This is a genomic window from Thermogutta sp. (assembly GCF_039793925.1).
GTDB lineage: Bacteria > Planctomycetota > Planctomycetia > Pirellulales > Thermoguttaceae > Thermogutta.
On record NZ_JBAMME010000308.1, the window covers coordinates 2,674 to 22,404 of the forward strand.

15 protein-coding genes are annotated in these 19,731 nt (G+C 56.3%); 5 read left to right on the forward strand and 10 right to left on the reverse strand.

The window, feature by feature from the left end; genetic code table 11:
- Positions 1-314 (forward strand): YeeE/YedE thiosulfate transporter family protein (locus ABJK56_RS16680; RefSeq protein ID WP_347245811.1); only part of this gene is annotated, 314 nt, incomplete at its 5' end.
- A gap of 45 nt (positions 315-359) precedes the next feature.
- Positions 360-1,652, forward strand: a complete 1,293-nt coding sequence (locus tag ABJK56_RS16685; RefSeq protein ID WP_347245812.1) for a YeeE/YedE thiosulfate transporter family protein — start codon at positions 360-362, stop codon at positions 1,650-1,652.
- Between the two features lie 6 nt (positions 1,653-1,658).
- On the opposite strand, the gene ABJK56_RS16690 is transcribed toward ABJK56_RS16685, so the two are convergent.
- Positions 1,659-2,447 carry an NAD(P)-binding domain-containing protein gene (locus ABJK56_RS16690; RefSeq protein ID WP_347245813.1) on the reverse strand — a complete coding sequence of 263 codons (789 nt, stop codon included), beginning with the start codon at positions 2,445-2,447 and terminating at the stop codon, positions 1,659-1,661.
- A gap of 230 nt (positions 2,448-2,677) precedes the next feature.
- Here ABJK56_RS16690 and ABJK56_RS16695 point away from each other — a divergent pair, with 230 nt between their 5' ends.
- Entirely contained in the window at positions 2,678-3,121 is a 444-nt protein-coding gene (locus ABJK56_RS16695) for a CBS domain-containing protein (RefSeq protein WP_347245814.1), read from the forward strand.
- 14 nt (positions 3,122-3,135) lie between these two features.
- Here ABJK56_RS16695 and ABJK56_RS16700 read toward each other — a convergent pair whose 3' ends face one another.
- Both ABJK56_RS16700 and ABJK56_RS16705 read right to left on the reverse strand, forming a co-directional pair.
- Positions 3,136-4,434: an acetylxylan esterase gene (locus ABJK56_RS16700; protein WP_347245815.1), complete on the reverse strand. Its 1,299-nt coding sequence runs from the start codon at positions 4,432-4,434 to the stop codon at positions 3,136-3,138.
- A gap of 230 nt (positions 4,435-4,664) precedes the next feature.
- A complete protein-coding gene (locus ABJK56_RS16705; RefSeq protein ID WP_347245816.1) occupies positions 4,665-6,527 on the reverse strand; it encodes an SLC13 family permease in 1,863 nt (620 codons plus the stop codon).
- Between the two features lie 755 nt (positions 6,528-7,282).
- Here ABJK56_RS16705 and malQ point away from each other — a divergent pair.
- The gene (malQ, locus tag ABJK56_RS16710) at positions 7,283-8,890 is read left to right on the forward strand and encodes a 4-alpha-glucanotransferase (protein ID WP_347245817.1); all 1,608 of its coding nucleotides are present in this window, start codon (positions 7,283-7,285) and stop codon (positions 8,888-8,890) included.
- A gap of 31 nt (positions 8,891-8,921) precedes the next feature.
- Here the strand turns inward: malQ and mtnA are convergent, their stop codons facing one another.
- The 3 genes from mtnA to ABJK56_RS16725 form a co-directional block, all read right to left on the reverse strand.
- A complete protein-coding gene (mtnA, locus tag ABJK56_RS16715; RefSeq protein WP_347245818.1) occupies positions 8,922-10,028 on the reverse strand; it encodes an S-methyl-5-thioribose-1-phosphate isomerase in 1,107 nt (368 codons plus the stop codon).
- 85 nt (positions 10,029-10,113) lie between these two features.
- A complete protein-coding gene (gene purE, locus ABJK56_RS16720) occupies positions 10,114-10,620 on the reverse strand; it encodes a 5-(carboxyamino)imidazole ribonucleotide mutase (RefSeq protein WP_347245825.1) in 507 nt (168 codons plus the stop codon).
- Positions 10,621-10,740: 120 nt separating this feature from the next.
- The gene (locus ABJK56_RS16725; RefSeq protein WP_347245819.1) at positions 10,741-12,006 is read right to left on the reverse strand and encodes a beta-ketoacyl-[acyl-carrier-protein] synthase family protein; all 1,266 of its coding nucleotides are present in this window, start codon (positions 12,004-12,006) and stop codon (positions 10,741-10,743) included.
- A 586-nt stretch (positions 12,007-12,592) separates the two neighbouring features.
- Here ABJK56_RS16725 and ABJK56_RS16730 point away from each other — a divergent pair.
- Positions 12,593-14,293 carry a glycosyl hydrolase gene (locus ABJK56_RS16730; RefSeq protein WP_347245820.1) on the forward strand — a complete coding sequence of 567 codons (1,701 nt, stop codon included), beginning with the start codon at positions 12,593-12,595 and terminating at the stop codon, positions 14,291-14,293.
- A 100-nt stretch (positions 14,294-14,393) separates the two neighbouring features.
- Here ABJK56_RS16730 and ABJK56_RS16735 read toward each other — a convergent pair whose 3' ends face one another.
- From ABJK56_RS16735 to ABJK56_RS16750, 4 genes are all read right to left on the reverse strand, one after another.
- A complete protein-coding gene (locus tag ABJK56_RS16735) occupies positions 14,394-15,263 on the reverse strand; it encodes a GYF domain-containing protein (protein ID WP_347245821.1) in 870 nt (289 codons plus the stop codon).
- A 75-nt stretch (positions 15,264-15,338) separates the two neighbouring features.
- The gene (locus ABJK56_RS16740) at positions 15,339-18,242 is read right to left on the reverse strand and encodes a hypothetical protein (protein WP_347245822.1); all 2,904 of its coding nucleotides are present in this window, start codon (positions 18,240-18,242) and stop codon (positions 15,339-15,341) included.
- Positions 18,243-18,286: 44 nt separating this feature from the next.
- A complete protein-coding gene (locus ABJK56_RS16745) occupies positions 18,287-19,342 on the reverse strand; it encodes a hypothetical protein (RefSeq protein WP_347245823.1) in 1,056 nt (351 codons plus the stop codon).
- The coding region (locus ABJK56_RS16750) for a hypothetical protein (RefSeq protein WP_347245824.1) at positions 19,339-19,731 on the reverse strand (393 nt) is incomplete at its 5' end. The genes ABJK56_RS16745 and ABJK56_RS16750, both read right to left, overlap by 4 nt.

Below are 19,731 nucleotides of genomic sequence, written 5' to 3' on the forward strand. Positions count from 1 at the left end.
CCAATCCGCTCAACAACTATATCGTGTGGATGGTGCTGGGCGTCCTTCTTGGGGGTTTTGTGTCGGGACTTGTTTCCGGCCGGAGTCGCGTGGAAGTATGTCGTGGACCGCGGGTCAGACCAGCCCAGCGACTTGTTCTGGCATTCATTGGAGGCGCCTTCATGGGATGGGGTGCCGCGATGGCACGCGGCTGCACGTCTGGACAGGCGTTGTCAGGTGGGGCCGTGCTGTCACTGGGAAGCTGGGTGTTCATGATGATGATTTTTGCAGCCGGGTACGCACTGGCGTATCCTTTTCGGCGCATCTGGCTTTGATCTGCAAATGTGGAAGCCGGAACAACTATTTTTGGAGGCGGCACAATGTTTCCCCTGCATTTGACGGGTATTGCCGAAGTGTTGGTGACTGTAGTGATCGGGTTCTGGTTTGGGTTTATTCTCGAACAGGCCGGTTTCGGTGACTGTCGCAATCTTGCTGCGCAGTTCTATCTTTCCGACATGCGCGTTTTAAAAGTGATGTTTTCTGCGATCGTGACGGCGATGCTGCTCGTATTTGCTGCATCTGCCATAGGCTGGGTCGACTTCGAACAAATCTTCGTTCCCCCCACGTACTTGGCCGCCTCAGTTGCCGGAGGGCTAGCCTTGGGTGTTGGCTTTATTATCGGCGGTTACTGTCCTGGAACATCGCTTGTATCTTCGGCAACGTTGAAGCTCGACGGCGTGGCGTTCGCCACGGGTGTGGCGGCAGGGATGTTCCTTTTTGGACTGACCTCTCCTTATGTGGAAGAATTCTGGACTGTCACGGGCGCGCTGGGACGGTTGACAATCTTTGATTGGCTGGGGCTCGATGCCGGTCCGATTGTGCTTGGTGTTTTCCTTATGGCTGTCGGGGCCTTTGCCGCGGCAGAATGGGCAGAGAGGCGCTTTCAATGGGCCAAACCGCCGGTATCCGCTGCGGCCAATTCCCGGGTCGTACTACGCGCTTTCGCTGCGGCGGGCTTCATTCTGGCACTCGTCGCTGCGGTCATCGGCCAGCCAGACGCTGAGAGAAAAATTGCTCTGCAAAAGGCACGACTCGACGCAACGATTCAATCGCGCAAAGTGTTCATCGATCCGGCGGAACTTTTGGACCTGATGTATAACAATCAGGTGGACCGAATTCTCCTCGATGTTCGAAACGAATCGGATTACAACCTCTTCCATTTGAAGGACGCCATCCATACGACGATCGACGAGATTGATCGGTACTGGCGCCCTCGGTTAACGGCGGAGCAGGTCGTGGTTGTCATGTCCAACGACGAACGTGACGCCATCGAGGCCTGGAAGCACCTGGCCATCTCTCGAAACCTAAACGCATATATCTTGGCCGGGGGTGTCAATCGGTGGTGCGACGTGTATTTCGCGGGCAACCTTAACGTCCCGGGACCGGAATTCGGGTCGCAAGGAGACGAAGAATTTCGCTACGCCGACGCATTCATGAAATTGCGGCAGTGTGCTTCCGCTGCAGTGCCAGTTGGCTTGAATATTCCCGGCAGTCCCGGGACCAACATCGACGTATCAAGACCAGACCAGAAACTTGTGACGCTTCGTCAATTCACTCCCAAAATCCACCTCCTTAAAGCGGTCAAGGCACCAGGAGGCGGTTGCGGTGGATGATCCATTCTACCTTTCGGCAACGGGTCGAATTTTCTCGTAAATTGCCAGCAGTTTGTCCCGATAGGCCTGTCGAAGCGTACCTTCGATCTCGCCGAGTGGCTTGAGGGGAACCAGGTCCAGGACATCCGTTTCTGACAGGGAGGAATCATTCATCGTGGCGAGAGCACCCAGGACCAGGTCATGCAGGGCTGCCTGGAAATCTTCGGGGGGTAAACCGAGGCCCGTCAGGATGGAGCGCAACTCATAGAATTGGGGCCAGAAGTACGTCGGGCCCATCCCGGTAAGGAGCGCGTACAACTCCAGGTGCGATTCTGGCACCAATGGCGATTTTCCCAGTACCTCCAGGAGCGTTAACAGGCTCGCCTTCTGAGTTTCCGAGAGTCCCTCCGCAACACAAACCGGGTTGTAGCCCTTGCCCACAAGGGAGGGTGCGTTGGGGATCACCCGAGCGATATTCGGAAAATCCCCCAACTGACGCCGAAGCTGACTCAGCGTAAATTTAGGAGCCAATGAAACGACGACACAGCCTGGGTTCAGTTTGCCGGAAAGCTCTGCAGTGACAGCCGGAATCGCCGGTGGATGGACAGCCAGGAAAATAAATTGACTATCGATGAGCTCTGCAACTTGAGAAACCCTTTCTAGCGTGCCGGACACACGGGATAAAAGCAAGTTCGCGGCTCCGTCGTCCGGTTCTGCAAACTTGACCCGAGCGATCGGAGCCCCACTCCGGAACCAGCCTCCAAGCATGATTCGCGCGATTCGTCCACCACCAGCAAATCCGAGGGTGTATGCCATTTCTCTGATCCTCCTAAAAGCAAGATAGTAGTTGCAATATTTCGCAAATATACAACTCTCACTTCCCGTGTCAATCCCCAAGGCAATCCGATCTCCAGCCGACGCCCAATCTCGGCGCCGGTCGATCTATTGTTCCATTCAATTTTTCCGGGCTAAAATGGTAGCGCCCTTGACGCACTCAGTGGAACGAAGTGTTCAATGACAAGCCTCAACGAGCGGAGTGAACGTCCATGACACTGAAGGAAATTCTCGCGGCCAAAGGTAGCCACGTTTACACGATTCATCCTGAGGCCACTCTTCAGGACGTGGTGGAAGAGCTCGTCCAGCATAACATCGGCGCCCTAATGGTTTGTCGCCGTGATCCTGGGGAGGGCCGAGAGGAAATTCTGGGCATCATCACGGAACGTGATATCCTTCGCCGCTGTGCTTTTTCCGAGCACCCGCTTCGCTCCATCCGGGTGGAGGAGGCAATGTCCCGCAACCTGGTCGTGGCCCATCCAGATTACTCTGTCGAGCAGGCCATGCAGCTCATGACCAACAACCGAATTCGCCATCTCCCGGTGGTAGTTGACGGCCGATTGGTCGGCATCATCTCCATTGGGGACGCTGTCAAGGCCCAGTTGGAGCGGCTCGCAATGGAAAATCGGTTTATGAAGGACTATATCCAGGGCTGACTAGTTCTTGCCGGCTACTTTCTTGAAGTCGCACGGCCGAAATGTTTGTCTGCAAACTTGATGTACTGCTCCCAGTCGTAGGACGTGACGTCGTGTTTGCCCGTGCGGATGTGGTAACCAATTTGACCCATCACCGGATGATCGGGAGGGGGCATTTCATCAGCGGGGAGCCCGTCGGTCCCCAATAAGCGGTAAACGGGATCGGCGGCTTTTGCGGCCAGAAACTCGCCTCGGGGATCGGCCCACAAATCTTCGGTAGCACTCGCCACATAGACGGGACGCGGTGCGATCAGAGCGATCAGCTCGTGTTGATCGACAGGGAGGACCGCCTCGTTCTCGTTGTATTTTTTGAAGTTTTCACAGAACCAATGGGGGCACGCGGTGTTGATTCGGGCCACAGTTTCTCCAAAGTGTCGGCGACTTAAGGCAGCACCACCGCAGCCCGAATTATTGGAAATCACGATGGCAAACCGCGTGTCCTGTGCCCCGGCCCAGAGGGCCGTTTTCCCCAAGCGGGAGTGTCCCATCACCGCCACTTTCGTTTTGTCGAGCTCCGGATCCGTCTCGATCAGGTCCATGATCCGGCTCAACCCCCAGGCCCAGGCCCCAATGGACCCCCATTGATCCGGATCCGGCCGGGTTTGTCCCGGTCTGTAAAACAGCGGATGCACCCCATTCTGAAATCCATCATCAAAGTCAGGGTCAATGTCGCCGTAATAAGCCGTGGCCAGAGCGTAACCGTGGGAAAGTATCATCTCAACCGGCCAGCGACTACTGGCTTTCCCTCGAGTAGCTTCGGTAGCTTTGTGATCGATGACCCCCGGCCCGTCACGAACCCAGCTCCGACAGATAAAAATTCCGGGATCGTTGTGAATCGCTTGATTGCCACCAAAATTCAGCCCCAAGAATACGGGCAGAGGCCGAGTAGCGTCCTTCGGTAGGTAGAAGAGTACGTCCACCATGGGGCCATCCTGCCCTTTTGGTGTGAAATGAATCGTCACCTGTTTGCGAATAGCTTTTCCTCCCAGGGCATCGGGATCTACCTCGCGAACCTCAAACCACATGCCTTCCGGTCTTCCCGGTGCCTTCCCATATACATGGGTCTCGAAAAGCCGCAGAAGTTCGGGGCGCCGCTTCGAAAACCACGTGTTCGGGTCGCTGACCCGCGTGCCGTCCGCGCATACCAAAGGGTCTGGGAGGGTGTAGGAAGGCACCTTGCTCTCGTCGTAATTCACCGGAGGCAATTCAGCACGGGTAATGGGAGCCGTTAGTCCAACAAAGATCAGGAAAAATAACGAGTACCGAGCTTGCATGGCGAGTACCTCCCGCGGACGACATTGTCGTGAAGTGGACCGGGCTCCGGTCGCCGGTCCTTTGTGTGCCCAGTGTACCCTCACGGCTCAGAAACCACAACTTCCACCTCCTTCTGTGCACGTTGCGGCTGAGTCCCCGCAGAACTTGACCGGATTCAAAAGTGCCACACCGTCGCCGAACCAGCGGGACGAACGAGGGCAAAAGCTGTCCAGGGTTGACGCCTCATGTCTCACAAGCGAAAGGGCCAAATGAGTGGGGCGAGCGTCACAGTCAAGGCCGTGACCAGAATGTTCATCGGAATACCGATTTTAAGATAGTCCGTGAACCTGTAACCCCCGGGACCATAGACCATCAAATTGGTCTGATAGCCAAGCGGAGTCGCAAATGATGCGGAGGCCGCTGTGAGAACGCTGATCACGAACGGCATCGGATTGACTTGCAACTCCTGGGCAGTGGCGAGGGCAAAGGGAAACATTAACGCAGCGGCTGCATTATTGGTGACCATTTCCGTCGTCACCGACGTGATGATGTGGATCGCCAAAAGCGTCAAACGGGGATTTTCGCCCACCCAACGAATGAGATGATGAGCGACAAACGACGCTGCCCCGGTGCGTTCCAGGGCGGTCCCAATACCAAAAGCTGCTCCAATGGCTACGAGAACCTGCCAGTCAATCGCTCGACGGGCCTCGCTCAAAGTGCAACACTGAAAAGCAAGCATTGCGGCTGCCGCCAGAAGGGCCCCTTTGAGCATCGTTATTTTCCCAAACACCAACTCCCATGAGCCAATTTTCAGCCCCAGATCACCAAAAGACTCGCTGACGGTCACCACCAGCACCATCGCTGCGAGGATGAAAAGAGCCGTTTTCGCTTTTTCGAAACGGGGAGGTTTGGAATCCTCCAAACGGCTGATAAGGTAAAAATCTCGACTGTGCCGGTGAATCTCCACGAATGAGGGATGTGCTTCCAGCAAGACTGTATCGCCGCGACGGAGAACGATATCGCCGATCTTGCCCCGCAGGCGTTCGCCTTCCCGAGCAACGCCAATCACTACCGCGTTGTAGCGGGAGCGAAATCGACCGTCGCGAATGCTCTTCCCCACGATCGGACAGCGTTCGCTGATGACAGCCTCGATAAGGCACCGCTGGGAACGGGGAGCGTCGAGTTTAAACACCTGATTCGTCGCTGGTACCAAACCGCGAATTCGCTGCAGATCGCGGACCGACTCCACCACACCCACAAAGATCAGGCGGTCGTTCGCCCGCAGGCGTTCCTGGGGAGAAACCGCCGGAAGGACCTGCCCATCCCGATTAATCTCCGCCAAATAAAGCCCGGGAAGATGACGCAATCCCGCTTCTTCGATGGTCTTACCCACAAGGGGGCTTCCTGGCTCCACGAGCATCTCGGTGGTGTATTGCTTTGGGTCTTCACGGATGGGCGTGATGGGGTCGCGCGCCGGTAGCAGCCATCGGTGGGTTGCCAGCACGAGCGCGATGCCCGCTATTGCTATTGGCAAACCCACCCACGTCGGGTCAAACATCGCCAGTCCCCGCTCCACGTGGGGTGCCCAGGCTAGCTGTCCCTGGTCATAAGCGCGAATCAGGAGTCCATTCACAACTAGATTAGTGCTCGTTCCAATCAGGGTACATGTGCCTCCTAAAATGGCGGCATAACTTAGCGGTAGCAACAACTTGGAGGGAGGAATTCGGTTTTGCCTCGCCCAGTCGTTGATTGCAGGGATCAGCATACTGACGACGGGAGTGTTATTGATAAACGCGCTCAGCGCCGTCGTCGGAACCATTACCCGCGCGATGGCCCCCGTGACGGATTTCGCTCGACCGAAAAGCGTATCTGCCAGCGCAGAAACCGCGCCTGTTTCTACGAGTCCCGCGCCCACCACAAAAAGCACTGCAATTGTTATCATTCCTTCATTGGAAAACCCCTGGAGCGCCTCCTGACTGGTCACGCACCCCGCTAGCAACAGGATAGTCAGCCCCCCCATCAGAACTACGTCTGGAGCAAGTCGAGTAGTGGCCAGCAAGAGAAAAATCAACCCGACAACTGCGAGGCTGATAGCAGCTCCAAGCTCAAGCATGTCCGTTGACACCCGTTCGATCGGTCGCGGTCAAATAAGGCAAGTCGAACCCGCGGTTCGGGTAGTCAGCCGGCTCCAAGGGCAGCCCGTGCGAAATGTGCAGCCGTTGCCGCCGAGTACTCAAGCCGGCTGGCGGAGTCATTCCTTTATCTTACCTTTTTTGTCGGCGACGCACTTTGCCTTCCAATCTCCGGCACTTGTTCAACGCGAGACTTTCGCCCCTGGCTGACCGTCACCCCTCGGTCCTCAGCCCCAGACAACATTGGAGGCTGCAAATAAGTCAGTTAAGTGATCACTTTAATGATTATAATCCAATATTCTACTCTTGGCCAGTCTGTCTTCAAGGTGGAGACTGATTGCCTTGCCTGTTCTTACCGTTAAGTCTCCTCTTTCTGCCACGTTGAACAAATCTGCACGCACTACAGCGTTCGGGGTCAAGACGGAAGCGCCCGTGCGGTTGGGGCTCGTCCTTTTGGTCGCTAGATCGTTCCAGTTTGGCGAACACGTAAAATCCCGGTGGAGCGTTGCCGAAATCTTTCGAGAATGCAGAATCTTGAGGGTGTCGAAATTAGCTCACTGTCCTACAATGAGCTTATGGTCCGACAACCCATCTTAGTAGAGAGCCGGTAAATGCCGGCAGGATTAACCACTGGTGACAATGCAGCAGTCTGGGAAATCTCCGCGGTGGGCACCCCGTAAAAACGGACTCCACTGGTGCACGCGAACACTTTTTTACATTTATCGTGAAGGTCTTTATGAGGGAAAGCGGCATCCTCCTGCACCCGACATCGTTACCCAGCCAATATGGCATTGGAGATCTCGGTCCCAGCGCGTATGCCTTCGTCAATTGGCTTGCAGAAGCGGGGCAGCGTTACTGGCAGATTCTCCCGCTTGGTCCCGTAGACGGTTACGGGTCACCGTACAGCTCTGTGTCCGCTTTTGCCGGCAACGAATTGCTTATCTCCCCCGAGCTGCTTGTGGAAGAAGGGTTGCTCCCGCCATCTGCTTTGAATGACGGCGAAATATCCGCCACCCCCCTCGACAGCCCCGTGCATTATCAGACCGTCTCGAATGCCAAACGAAGGCTCCTCCAGCATGCTTTTTCGATGAGCGGCTTGCAAGAATCTGACGGGGATCACTCACTCTGGGAACACTTCGCCCGGTTCTGCACTGAGGAGGCCTGGTGGCTGAAAGTTTACGCCGCGTACCAGACATTGGCGGAGCTATTTCCCGGAATTCCCTGGCCGGAGTGGCATTTGAAGGCGAGCGGCATACCGCTGGAAATACTGCGAAACGGAGAATTTGATCCGCTCGGGAAAGACCTACCAGCGGCGCTGCGGAAAACCTACCGATTTCACTGTTTTGTGCAGTTTCTGTTTTGCCGCCAATGGGACGCTTTGCACCGGTACGCGGCTCGTCAGGGTGTGAAAATCTTCGGAGACGTGCCCATCTACGTGTCTTACCACAGTGCCGACGTTTGGGCTCATCCGCAGTATTTTTTCCTCGATGACGAGTACCGTCCGGTTGAGGTCGCCGGCGTCCCGCCCGATTATTTCAATGCCACTGGGCAGCTATGGGGCAACCCTGTCTACCGGTGGGATATTCTGTGTCGGGACGGTTATCGCTGGTGGATCGAGCGGTTCCACTCCGTTTTTGAACGAGTTGACCTGGCACGAATTGACCATTTCAGAGGGTTTGCAGCCTACTGGGCGGTCCCGGCCGGTCATCCGACGGCCGAACACGGAAAATGGGTCCTCGGCCCGGGTGCCCATTTCTTCGAAGTCCTCCTCAAATCCTGGAAGGGTCCTTGGCGAGAGACGGCTCCCAACAAGCGAACGCTCCCAATCGTCGCCGAAGACCTTGGTTACATTACCCCGGATGTGATCGCCCTTCGGAAAATGTTTGGGTTTCCTGGCATGGCTGTGCTTCAATTTGCGTTTGGCCCCTCAAAAGTGGATCAATTTCTCCCTGACCGCGTAGCCCCTGACACCGTGATGTACTCTGGAACGCACGATAACGACACGAGCTTGGGTTGGTTCCAGCACGAGGTACGCAGCGATCCCGAACTTGTCGCTCGTCTTCGCCAGTATTGCCGTGCGGAGCTTGAGAGCATCAGTTGGGATATGATCGAGCTGGCCTTTCAGTCCCGATCTGAGATCGCTATTGTGCCTCTCCAGGATGTTCTGGGTCTCGGATCAGAGGCTCGAATGAACATCCCTGGGACACCCTCCAACAACTGGCGGTGGCGCTTTTCCCCGACGTCGCTCACCAAAAGCCTCGCCGAGAAGCTTCGTCAGGTCACAGAACGATCAGGGCGCGTCGCGACTTCGCAACCTGCTGCTGCTTCCGTTCCCCAGTCGTGATGAGCCAGAGAGCGGTTATCCCGACCAAAGTTCAACTGCTCGCGGACGATTCCAGCATCCTCTGTGGCCCCGTGGGGTTCTCTGCCGCCCCATTCAACACCGCCGCGATGGTCTCCCTGTTAACGGGTTGGATAACGCCTTTTTCGCAGATGATCGCGTTGATGAGCTCCGCCGGGGTGACGTCGAAAGCGGGGTTGTAAACGTCCACACCTTCGGGAGCAATTGGAATCCCAAATGGACACGTGACTTCTCGCGGATCGCGCTGTTCGATCGGGATCAGCCCGCCATGTGAGAGCCGCAAATCAAATGTCGAACTGGGTGCTGCGACGTAGAAGGGAATACGGTGATACCGCGCCAGAATAGCCAGACCATACGTCCCGATTTTGTTGGCAGTATCCCCATTGGCAGCAATTCGGTCTGCCCCAACAATCACCGCCTGGATTTTTCCTTCCTTCATGACTTCGGCCGCCATATCATCGCAGATCAGGGTGACAGGGATGCCGTGTGCTTTGAGCTCCCAGGCGGTAAGCCGTGCCCCCTGGAGGAGCGGACGGGTTTCGTCGGCGTAGACATGGATGCGTTTTCCCTTGGCAGACGCCTCGTAGATGACAGCCAGAGCTGTACCATATTCTGCGGTGGCCAGGCCACCGGCATTGCAATGCGTCAAAACTCCTGACCCATCTTCAATGAGGCGTTCCCCCCACCGCCCAATCGCATGGCACAAAGCCCGATCCTCTTCGTGAATGGCACGTGCCTCTTCCAGCAAGGCCTTCCTTATGGTGTCAGGGGGTTGCCCCCGCAGAGCTTCAGCCCGGCGCCGCATCCGATCGAGCGCCCAAAAAAGGTTCACCGCTGTGGGACGGGAGGACGCGAGATATGAAGTGACCTCGTCCAGCCGCTGGAAAAAAGCCCGCTCGTCGTTGGGAGCGAATTTCATTCCCAAACACACCCCGTAAGCAGCAGCAATACCAATGGCCGGGGCTCCCCGCACCTGAAGTGTTTTAATCGCTTCCCAAACAGCGCGTTCGTCGTGGCATTCACGAAAGACCACTTCCCGCGGCAGCCGCGTTTGATCCAATATCCGCAAGCTCCCGTCCGTGTCTCCGATCCACACGAGCGTCGCCACTTCTTTCGTCATGCCACTACCTGGGGCACCTTTCATTCCTCGAACTCGAAACTGGGACAGCTGCCGCTCGCTGCGCCAGCGCTCTCACGCCTGTGTGTTATTCCTCGTTGATCCTGGACTGCAGCGACTGATCCCTCGCCGTGACTTTTTCCACCAGCCGCTTTCGGAAATCTTTCAGTTTTTCTGCCAATTTCGCCTCGGAGAGCGCGAGAATTGAAATGGCCAGAAGCCCGGCATTCCGCGGTCCGCCACTCCCAACTCCAACAGTGGCCACCGGGATGTCTCCTGGCATCTGGACCATTGACAGAAGCGAGTCCAACCCACCCGCCAAATTCGTGGGGACTGGGATGCCAATCACTGGAAGTGTGGTGTGGGCCGCAACCACACCGGCCAGGTGTGCCGCCCCACCTGCGGCAGCGAGGATCACTTTGATCCCTCGAGACTCAGCCTCCCGTGCGTACTGAGCCACTTTGTCCGGAGTGCGATGGGCACTCATAACGTGCGCCTCAAATGGAACTCCGAACTCTTTCAGAACATCGGCCGCCGCCTTGACGTGAGGCCAATCGCTGTCGCTTCCCATCAAGATTCCTACTAAAACACTCATCATGTACCGTCCTCTTCATTGATGTGCGGTTGATACTCAGGAGCATATCACCGTGATATAGTGTGTTACCCGACCGTCAAGTCTCCCGCGATTCCGTTGGGAACACATACGTTGATAACTTTAAGGCGCCGCAACGATCAGAGCTATGGCTTGACCGATCCGTGAGTGATTGAGGACCACGGCCACGGGTGGTGCCGCCGGCAGCGGATCCTTATTGATGACGTTGATCGGACACCGCGGATCGGGACGTTCACAGTTAAGAATGCGAGGCACTCGTCCATACTGAAATGCCAGGATAGAAGCCGCTAATTCCACGGCCCCGGTTCCCGCCGCCAGGTTGCCGAAAAAGCTTTTCGGAGCTGTCACCGGCACATCACCAAGTTCGGCGCGAATCGCGCAGGCTTCGGCAATGTCGTCTTCCACCGTGGACAGTCCGTGGGCATTGACATGTCCCACATCGCGTGGAATGAGCCCTGAAGAGCGAAGTGCTTGGCTGATCGCCCTTTTGATCGCCTCTCCAGACCACGGTCGACCAACTCGCCGAGCCTCGAAGGCACAGGCAAACCCCAAAATCCGTGCCAGAATTCTTGCCCCGCGAGCTTCAGCATGCTTTCGGCTTTCGAGAACCACCGCTCCGGCACCCTCGCCGTGGACCATTCCATCCCGGTCTACATCGAACGGCCGACATGCCCTTTCGGGTTCGTCGATCCGGCTGGCCAACTGATACGCTCCCGTTCTCACCCAAACTGCGGGATGTATCCGACAGCCGGTCCCCCCGGCCACCATGACATCCGCATCGCCCCTCTGAATCACGCGCACTGCCTCCGTGATCGCCGCCAGGCTCGACACTTCCGCCAGAGTCAGCGAGTTGTTCGGCCCTCGGGCGTCGTAAGCAATCCCAATATGGCACGCAGGCATATTGGGAAGGTACTTGAGAAGCCAAAGAGGATACAACTCTGAGAGAGCCCGGGTTCCCCACAAACTAAAATCAAATCGGCCGTCCACGATGCAGCTACGAATCGCGTTTGCAATTTCGTCCAGTTCACAGGGGATGAGGTCTGCACCAAACACGATGCCCAGCCGCTCCGGCGACACACCCGATGCTGCAATTCCCGCTTGCTGAAGGGCCATGTCGGCTGCCACAAAGGCGAGCTGAATATCACGACTCATCACCTTCAGCGCTTTGCGCGGCCGAATCTTGTCGGTGGCATCGAAATCCGGAATTTGACCTCCAATTGAAAACGGGAAAGACTGCCCGTTAAGCACCGAGATCCGACGAACGCCAGACCGGCCTTCAGAGAGAGAGCGCCAAAACTCCTCCGGTCCCGTTCCAATCGGACTGACGACTCCCAGGCCTGTTATGACGACCTCAGCCAAATTATTCATTTTTTTGAGGCGACAGTTTCAAATTTTTCGCCACCGCAAAAAAGAATGGGAAGAACCCAGACATCCCGGTCCAGCCCCCGCGGAACGCACTCGCCAGCGCAAAACGCCCGCCTCGCGCGCCTTGTTCTCGCCACTCGTAAAATTGTGATACTACCCGAGGGAGTTTTTTTCGACAAGAGAACTCCGAATTCATCACGCTCGGCCCGGACGTGACAAGCGCTTCCCTCCGAAGAGCGGTCCAGAGGTGCACGCTTGTCGTGACCGGTCAAAAGAAATGGTTTATCCAACGTCGAAAAGCTGACGAGATAAACACGCGCCCTGGAATGCGGAGCTGACAAGCAAATCCATTCTAGCTGACGCTGACCGCCGCGCAAGGCTTTACCGAAGTCCCTCTCACCGTACGGCGGTACACGAAACATCGGGACGGACTAGGCACAGATTCTTGCCACCCCAGGGCCAACGTGACACAATAGCGGCGGTGGTCGCACGCCACCGTTGAATGCCAAGTTCCAAAGCGCTGACACACCCGAGCGCCCCACCTTCCCAACAGAATGCACGCCCGAAAATCCCGAATGAGGTAACAACGATGTCTGGCAAGCGAATTCTTCGGAAATGGATTCTGGTAATTGTGGGAACGGTAGCACTCGTGGGAGCGGTCAACGCGAGCGAGTTCGCAAACCCGCATCTGTGCGAAAAAGGGCGACAACTCCTCCGGTATTTCCGCAGCATTTACGGCAAGCAAGTTCTTTCCGGGTACAACGTTTATCCGCATACCCCGGACGATTACGAGCAGACCGGGCGACACGCGGCCATCTGGGGTCGGGACATCCAGTGGTTGGGAAATGTCGATGAGATTATAGCCCACATTCAAAAGCACGGTTATATATTGACGCTCCACTGGCACTGGTTCTTCGGCGGGGATTCGGCCTGGACCCGCGAGCGCAAGGTTCCCGTGGCCCTGGATCGTCTATTACAGCCCGGGACGGCGGAGCATGAAACCCTCATGCAAGAACTATCTAAGACGGCTGACGTGCTGGAGAAATTCCAACAAGCTGGCATCGTGGTGCTGTGGCGTCCGCTGCACGAAATCGACGGCGGTTGGTTCTGGTGGACGGACCTTCAGCATCCAGAAAATACGGCGGAACTCTGGCGAGTGATGTTTCGGTACTTCACGGAAGAACGCAAGCTCAACAACCTTATCTGGGTATACAGTGCCGGGGTGGGAGACCTGAAAAAGAAACCCTCGGAATGGCGCCGCCGGTTTTATCCCGGAGAGCAATATGTCGATATCGGGGGGATCGATATCTACGGAGTTGATCCGCAACAGGACGAGACACCCTATTGGGATTACTTCCGTGCCATGAAAGAAGTCTGTCCCGGGAAAATGCTGGCCCTGTGCGAATGCGACGCGATTCCCAATCCCGACAAGATGTCCACAGGCAAAACACCGTGCTGGCTTTACGCGCTACCCTGGTGGGGATGTCCTCACCCGCGCCGCTCTGTCGATTGGGCCCGGTTCACGATGGGCCATTCCACGGTTATCACACTGGACGAATTACCCGTTTTTGATGACGGTGATTATGCGCCCGAACTGGGAATTTTGCGTCCCGCGGACGACGGAAGTGCATGGTTTCAGACCTCTGCGCCGGTCATCGAGGGCTTCACTGCTGGCCGAGGTAGCCCGGTGACTCTCCTGCAATTTCTGGCAGACGGCAAGGTCGTTGGTGAGATACGCCAGCCCCCGCGCAACTTCTCGTGGACCTGGCCGGACGACCTGCGTGGGACGTTCGAGCTATCCGCCCGAGTCTGCAATGCTGCCGGCAAAGAAAATCTCTCCAACCGCATCCACATCGCCGTCGGCGTTCGAAACGCTGCACGAGGTCGGCCCGTTCGTGCGTCATCTGGCACCAATCCCGAGGCGGCGGTTGACGGAAGCTACTATTCAGGATGGCGTGCAGCCAAGGACGCGGAAGAGGCCTGGATCGAGGTGGACCTGGGATCGCCGGTGGAAGTGTCTCAGGTCAACTTGATTTGGGGCTGGAAAATCCACCCGGCCAAGTTCGCTGTGGAGATCAGCAGCACAGCCCCGGAGGACACCGAGCGATCCTGGGAAACAGTCAGCGTTCTGGAAGATTTACCCTGGCAACCATGGAAGGCCACTCATCGCGTGAAATTTGCACCGCGGATCGCTCGCTCGGTAAGAATCCATGCCTATCAACGTGTCAATCATCAGACCTGGGCAGGATATGACCTGGCCGAGATCGAGATTCCGGTTCCCATCCGGTGAGCATGCCTGAGCTTCACAGCTGACAAGGAGCGCTCGGATTCCTTTCCAAATCCTCATCGATCCCTTCTGTTCTCCACCGACCCAGAGAGACGAAAAGGTTTTACGGGAGGATGTCCGGAAAAACATCGTCCTGACCGTGCCACCCTGGAATACGATCTCTTGCCCTTTCTGTGGGAAAGATTTCGTTAAGCCATGCTCGGCCGGCAAGTGCGACCAGAATCAACCCCACCAGCACGCCGCACTCGCTGAGTTCAGCCAAGAGGTGAAGCCCACCACCGCTGGAAGGGAGTAGCAGGAGCTTCAACAGCAGGCACACGCCCGCAATACACGCCAAGGCAACGAGTCCAAACTTCAGACGATCCCGATTCAAGCTGACTGATATGCCCGAGACGGACGGTAGTGATGGCACAGGAGTATCTCCCGTTGCCATGGGCATCGGCGTTCGATCGGCGGCGACCGCTTTCGGAAGCACTCTTCTAAGGCGGGTTTCCGATACAGGCCGCCAGGTTTCCATATTCAACGTCCACACGAGCGAACTCGCTTTGAGCACGCCCTCCCGAATCAGGGCTATGATGCGACTTTCTGGAACAGGTCCGACGTGCTCTTCACCATCCGCATAATACCAAAGCGCTTCGCCAGTTCCCGGGGACGTGGCGTTGGTCCCCTCTGAGGTGCCAGACCCAGGAGCCGATTGCCCCGGTGAATAGACCGAAACCGCGGAAGGGGCACCGTTTTCATCAATGGTTGCGGGAAGTTTGTCGACATCGAACTGCAAAGGCAGACAAGCACTGCGTACCAGAGTCTCCAGTTCGCCGATGGGACGCCAGGTCTGTCTGTCCAGGGAAATTTCCCACGTGGAAGCTGATCGACCGCGACGGACGAGATCACGGAGTTCATCCGGCGTGAACGGGCCGAAGACATTTCCCCGAAACCGCACATGGATCTGGAGGTCATGAGGAGACGAACTCATCGACGACTTCTCCCCAGCCAGTCTGTTTGGCTCAATGGTTGTCAACTCCCCTGGTGTTCTCCGAGCCGCCCTGGGTCAGTTACGTGACGGAGGTACAAACGCCACGACAGGCCGTCCATTATACAGTCTCACAGAGCCCGCTCTTTCGACCACCCCTCGCTGGCCCTTCCACATTCCGATGCGCTTCAAAAAAAGCCCCTGCCCACCCGGAGGGGGTTCAAGAATGAAAAGTGGCGTCCCATCCTGCATATTTTCACTGCCAATGGGGCGCACGTACCAAACCCGCTGCTCATCCTCGAGCACGATGCCCACCCATTTCAGCCCGGGCCAGGGAATCGCACGGTACTCCTCCCGTGCAGCAGCTACCTGTTTCAGAATCTCTTCGGGCGGCGGCAGCTTGTCGAAAAATGAGCGGAGGTCGTCAAAGTTGCTGGTATTCTCCTGGGCCACACGCGGCCAATCGTAATTGGCCGGGTATTGATCGCGCAGCTTTTGAAGGGACTCCTGCGAAGCCTTCCAAAATGCCTCCCAACCTAGATCGCCATCTTTGGCCACGGTTAATGTCTCCCAAAATAGGTGAAAGAGGAGGGGAGGCTCGGGAAGTTCGGGCGGTTCCTTACGAGAAAACCGAATGATCTCGGATAACACCGTGTCGGCGCATGTCTCCCAGGAACTGGGACTCCAGTCCGCCAACGCCTTTTCGACGCGGTTGTAGAGAACCGTGTGAGGGGCACGTCCCTGATACGCCACCATGTTGGGTATGATTGGCAAAACGTCGTCTTCTCCGCCTTTGAGGCTCCGCACTACCTTGATGACTTTGACTGGTTGTTCGCGCGAATAATACCGCCGGCCGTTTTTCAATTGGACGAGCCACGCATCGCTAATGAGTGGCTGTTTCCACTCCTGATTCAAGGCAGGCACGGCTGTCAGCGCCAGTTGATCACGTCGAGAGATACTCGCTAAATAGGTTTCCAGCTTCTGGCGCTCCTGGAGTTTCAGTGGGAAAGCCTCAATCGGGTCGACCTGGAGAGAATTGACTTGTTCGACCAGGGTTGTCCGGACCTGGAGCGAAAGCACAGTTCGCGGATCATTCCATAAACTTGCCGCATTATTCCACGCAGGCAGGGCATCAAGGCGTGGAAGCTCTCCTTCGACCATCGCGAGGTCGGTTAAACCCGCAGAGTCCGCACTTGCAGCGATTCTCCGAACAGCCGCCAGATAGGCCTCAGTTCCTTGAGCGGCTGCTGAACAAAGTTCGCGGATAGCCCTTTCTTTTTTCGACGTTTTCGCCACCTCCATAAGCCGGGCAGCGGCGCGATCACGAAGTTGATTTAACTCCCTGTCGAATGCCAACCCCTTGTCACGGTTTTCCGTTTCCAATCGTTTAATCCGGTCGCTTAACTGGGACAATTGTTGTAATTCCTCTTCCACCGACAGATTATTGCTGTGGACGATCCGATTGAGATCTCCCTCCAACTGATTAATTCGTTTTCGAAACTCCTCTTCCGCCTCAGCCCGCAACGCCGCCCAGCGATTTTCAGCTTGCGCTTTCAGACTCGCAACTCGTTCCTTTTCTTCTGGGGTTCGCGCGAGGCTGGTGGCCTGTTCGAGCGCAGGTGCATTAGGAACGCTATCCAGGGAGCTCTCAATCATGCTCAAAAGATTGGCAAACTTCTTTTGCCGGGATTCCTCTTCCTGACGCGCTTCTTCCAAACGAGTTTTGATAGCTATCAATTCCGGTCTTTCCAACAGTTGCGGATGCTTTTTTTCGAGCTCCGCGAGGTAGTCTTCCGCCTCCTTAAAACGGTTGCCTGCGATGTAGGCTTCTACCGCGGCCACGGCGTTCGCGGCAAGGTGGTTCGTCCGGATTTGAGCCTGAACCGTCCAGACAACAACGCCCACCGCTATAAAGACGAGTGCCATCACCACAAGCAAAATATTTCTCCACAGTGCAGCACGGCGACGATACATATCCATCACTGCCGCGTAGCGATCCTCGACATCTGGAGGTAGTGTCACCCCCAACTCTTGAAGTGCCAGGTACTGCTTTTGCAGCTCCGCCCGGGAAGACGGATTCACAAGCATTTGTTGGAACTGATTGAACAACTGTCGGCGGCGGCGTTCGGCCTGTCGGTCCGCCTCCAACTGTTTGGCCAAAAGCATCGCAGCCTGCACTTTGTTTTGCAGTTCCCAATCGACCCATTGAGGAACCGTTGCCGCCCGCTCTTGCCACACTCGAAGCAGTTCTTCCACTCGAGGCAGATCCCGCCGTTCCATGGCCTCGCGAATGAGTTCGGCAAGATGCTCCATTTCGCGACGGAAGGCCTTTCCACGGAGCATTTCCACGGCCGAACGACATTGCGAAATTACCGTCGCCGGCGGAGCACAACGCCACTCTCCAGACTCAAGCTCCTTCAAAGTCTCTTCCAGAGCAAAAAGATCCTCCGCTTTCAGGTGATCCTGAATCTCCTGAGAAATCTGATCCAGCCAGAATCTTTCCAGCATCTGGAGGTCTTCCACCCACACCGGATTTTCCGGTTCGGCCTCGGCAAGCTGCCTCAATACAGCGGCACGTTTGGCCAGCGGCGCCCGGGCAAGGGCCAACAGCCGGTGCTGTCGCAAAAGCCCCGCCAATCCCTGTTCGCTTTCATACGCCTCATTGAGTTCGGCGACGTATTGCGTCAAAAGCTCGGGCGGTTGCGGCAGTCGTTTCAGGGTGCAAATATCTACCCATGCGTCGCGATCGGGAAGGTCTAATATATCGACGGCATCGAGAAGTCGAGGCGCGATGTCAGCACGGCGGATGGCCTCACTTCGCTCACCCGCCTTAATGAGATGATGGATGTCCTGTAGACGTTGATTGACCTCCTGACAGGCCTTCGCATAGGTCTCCGCAAGGTCGCGCAGCTCCTCGTCTGAAACGCTCGAGAGCGAAGCCAGAACCAGCTCAATCTTGTCCGCAATCGCTTGGTAATCCATGAGGCCCACCTAATTATCAAATCGCTACCACCCTTCTTCGCGGCCTACTTCGACCGGGCGATTTCCAGCTCCAGCATTGTTACCCACAACGCCCGCGGTAAAACCTCAGGTGCTTTTACCCAAAATCCTAATTTTGCAATGATACTTTCAGGCAGTTTCTCCTCCGCATCTTTCTCGAGCTGTGTCTTAATGATGATATTGCCGCCCTTTCCTTCGAGGGTCAAAGTGATGAGATCCCGATCGCCGTTTCCATACTTGTATATTGGAAACTGTCCCTTCCAGGAATCCACGGTCTTCAACTGTAAAGGGATCGGACCCGGTGGGCTGGGTATCGAAATTTGACCGTTGGCTTCGATGCGTTCTTTTCTAGGCCAGCCTTCAGGTGCACGGTAATAAACTTGGGTGAGTTTCGCCTCATCTGAGTAGCGCACCACGAACAGCTCGATACCCCTTTCCCCCGCGGATTCGCGGCTGACGCTGTATTTAGGCCGTGCGTCAATGACTAAGGGTATTTTCTCGCGGTGGTCGCGTGGCGGATCGACGCTGTAAATGCTGAACGAGTCAATCGGGCAGTGCGTCCAAAGGAGCGCCTCCTCCAGGTCGTGGTTCAAATTATCACCTTGTACATCACCTGCAGCCGGTTGTTCTCGTTGTTGCGATGTCGACGATGACGGGGCAGGGGATGGGGTCCTATTCGGTGACCAAGCGGCCTCACGGTCTGCCGGCGTTTTCGCTTGTTTCAACTCCGAAGACTCCCGGGCTTGTTCATTCTGAGAATCCTCATTTGCCGCTGAAGTTCCCGGCGCCGCCGTGGGCGAGGATTTATCGCGAATTCCCTCATTCTTGCTGTCGTTCGGCAATTTTGATCCTTCGGAATTATTCTCCGTATTGTGAGCCGCACTACCTTGTTTTCCTCGATTGCCTTGAGATGAAGCCGCCTTGCCGTGCGAGATCTGATTGTCCTTTTCGGCGATGCTGTGAGGAGTGTTTTTCCCCGCCGGGGTCTTTTTGTCAAGCTCACCATTTTCCCCAATGAGGCTGTTGGACTCCTTGCCAGAACCTTCTTGACTACCTGACCCAAAAGTGATGAGCTCGGTCAAGCCACTGAGAATCTTACCCTCTGGTACGAACCGGATGCCCAGGGCTGCTCCAACAGTGAGAAACAGCATACACGCCATACCGGCGAGGAATCCAAGCCAAAACCCTCTGTCAAATTTCCTAGATCTTCCAAAGTTGGTGTGGTGCCCCTTAATTGGAGGGGGACCCTGGTGTGCGGCGACCAAATACGCACCGTCGTCCGCGGGAGGAGCCACCGGAGGAAGGCTCGGCGGTAGAATCGCGGTAGCTCCGGATGCTGTTTGAACCGTTGTCGTCTGGGCTGCGGTCGACGCACGAGCTGGGGAACTTCCTTCCCGTTCCCCAGAGCGCTCGAGGATCTTTCCCTCTCGTCCGGCCGAAGCCGCAACAGTCGCTGGGGCCTTTTCCCGCG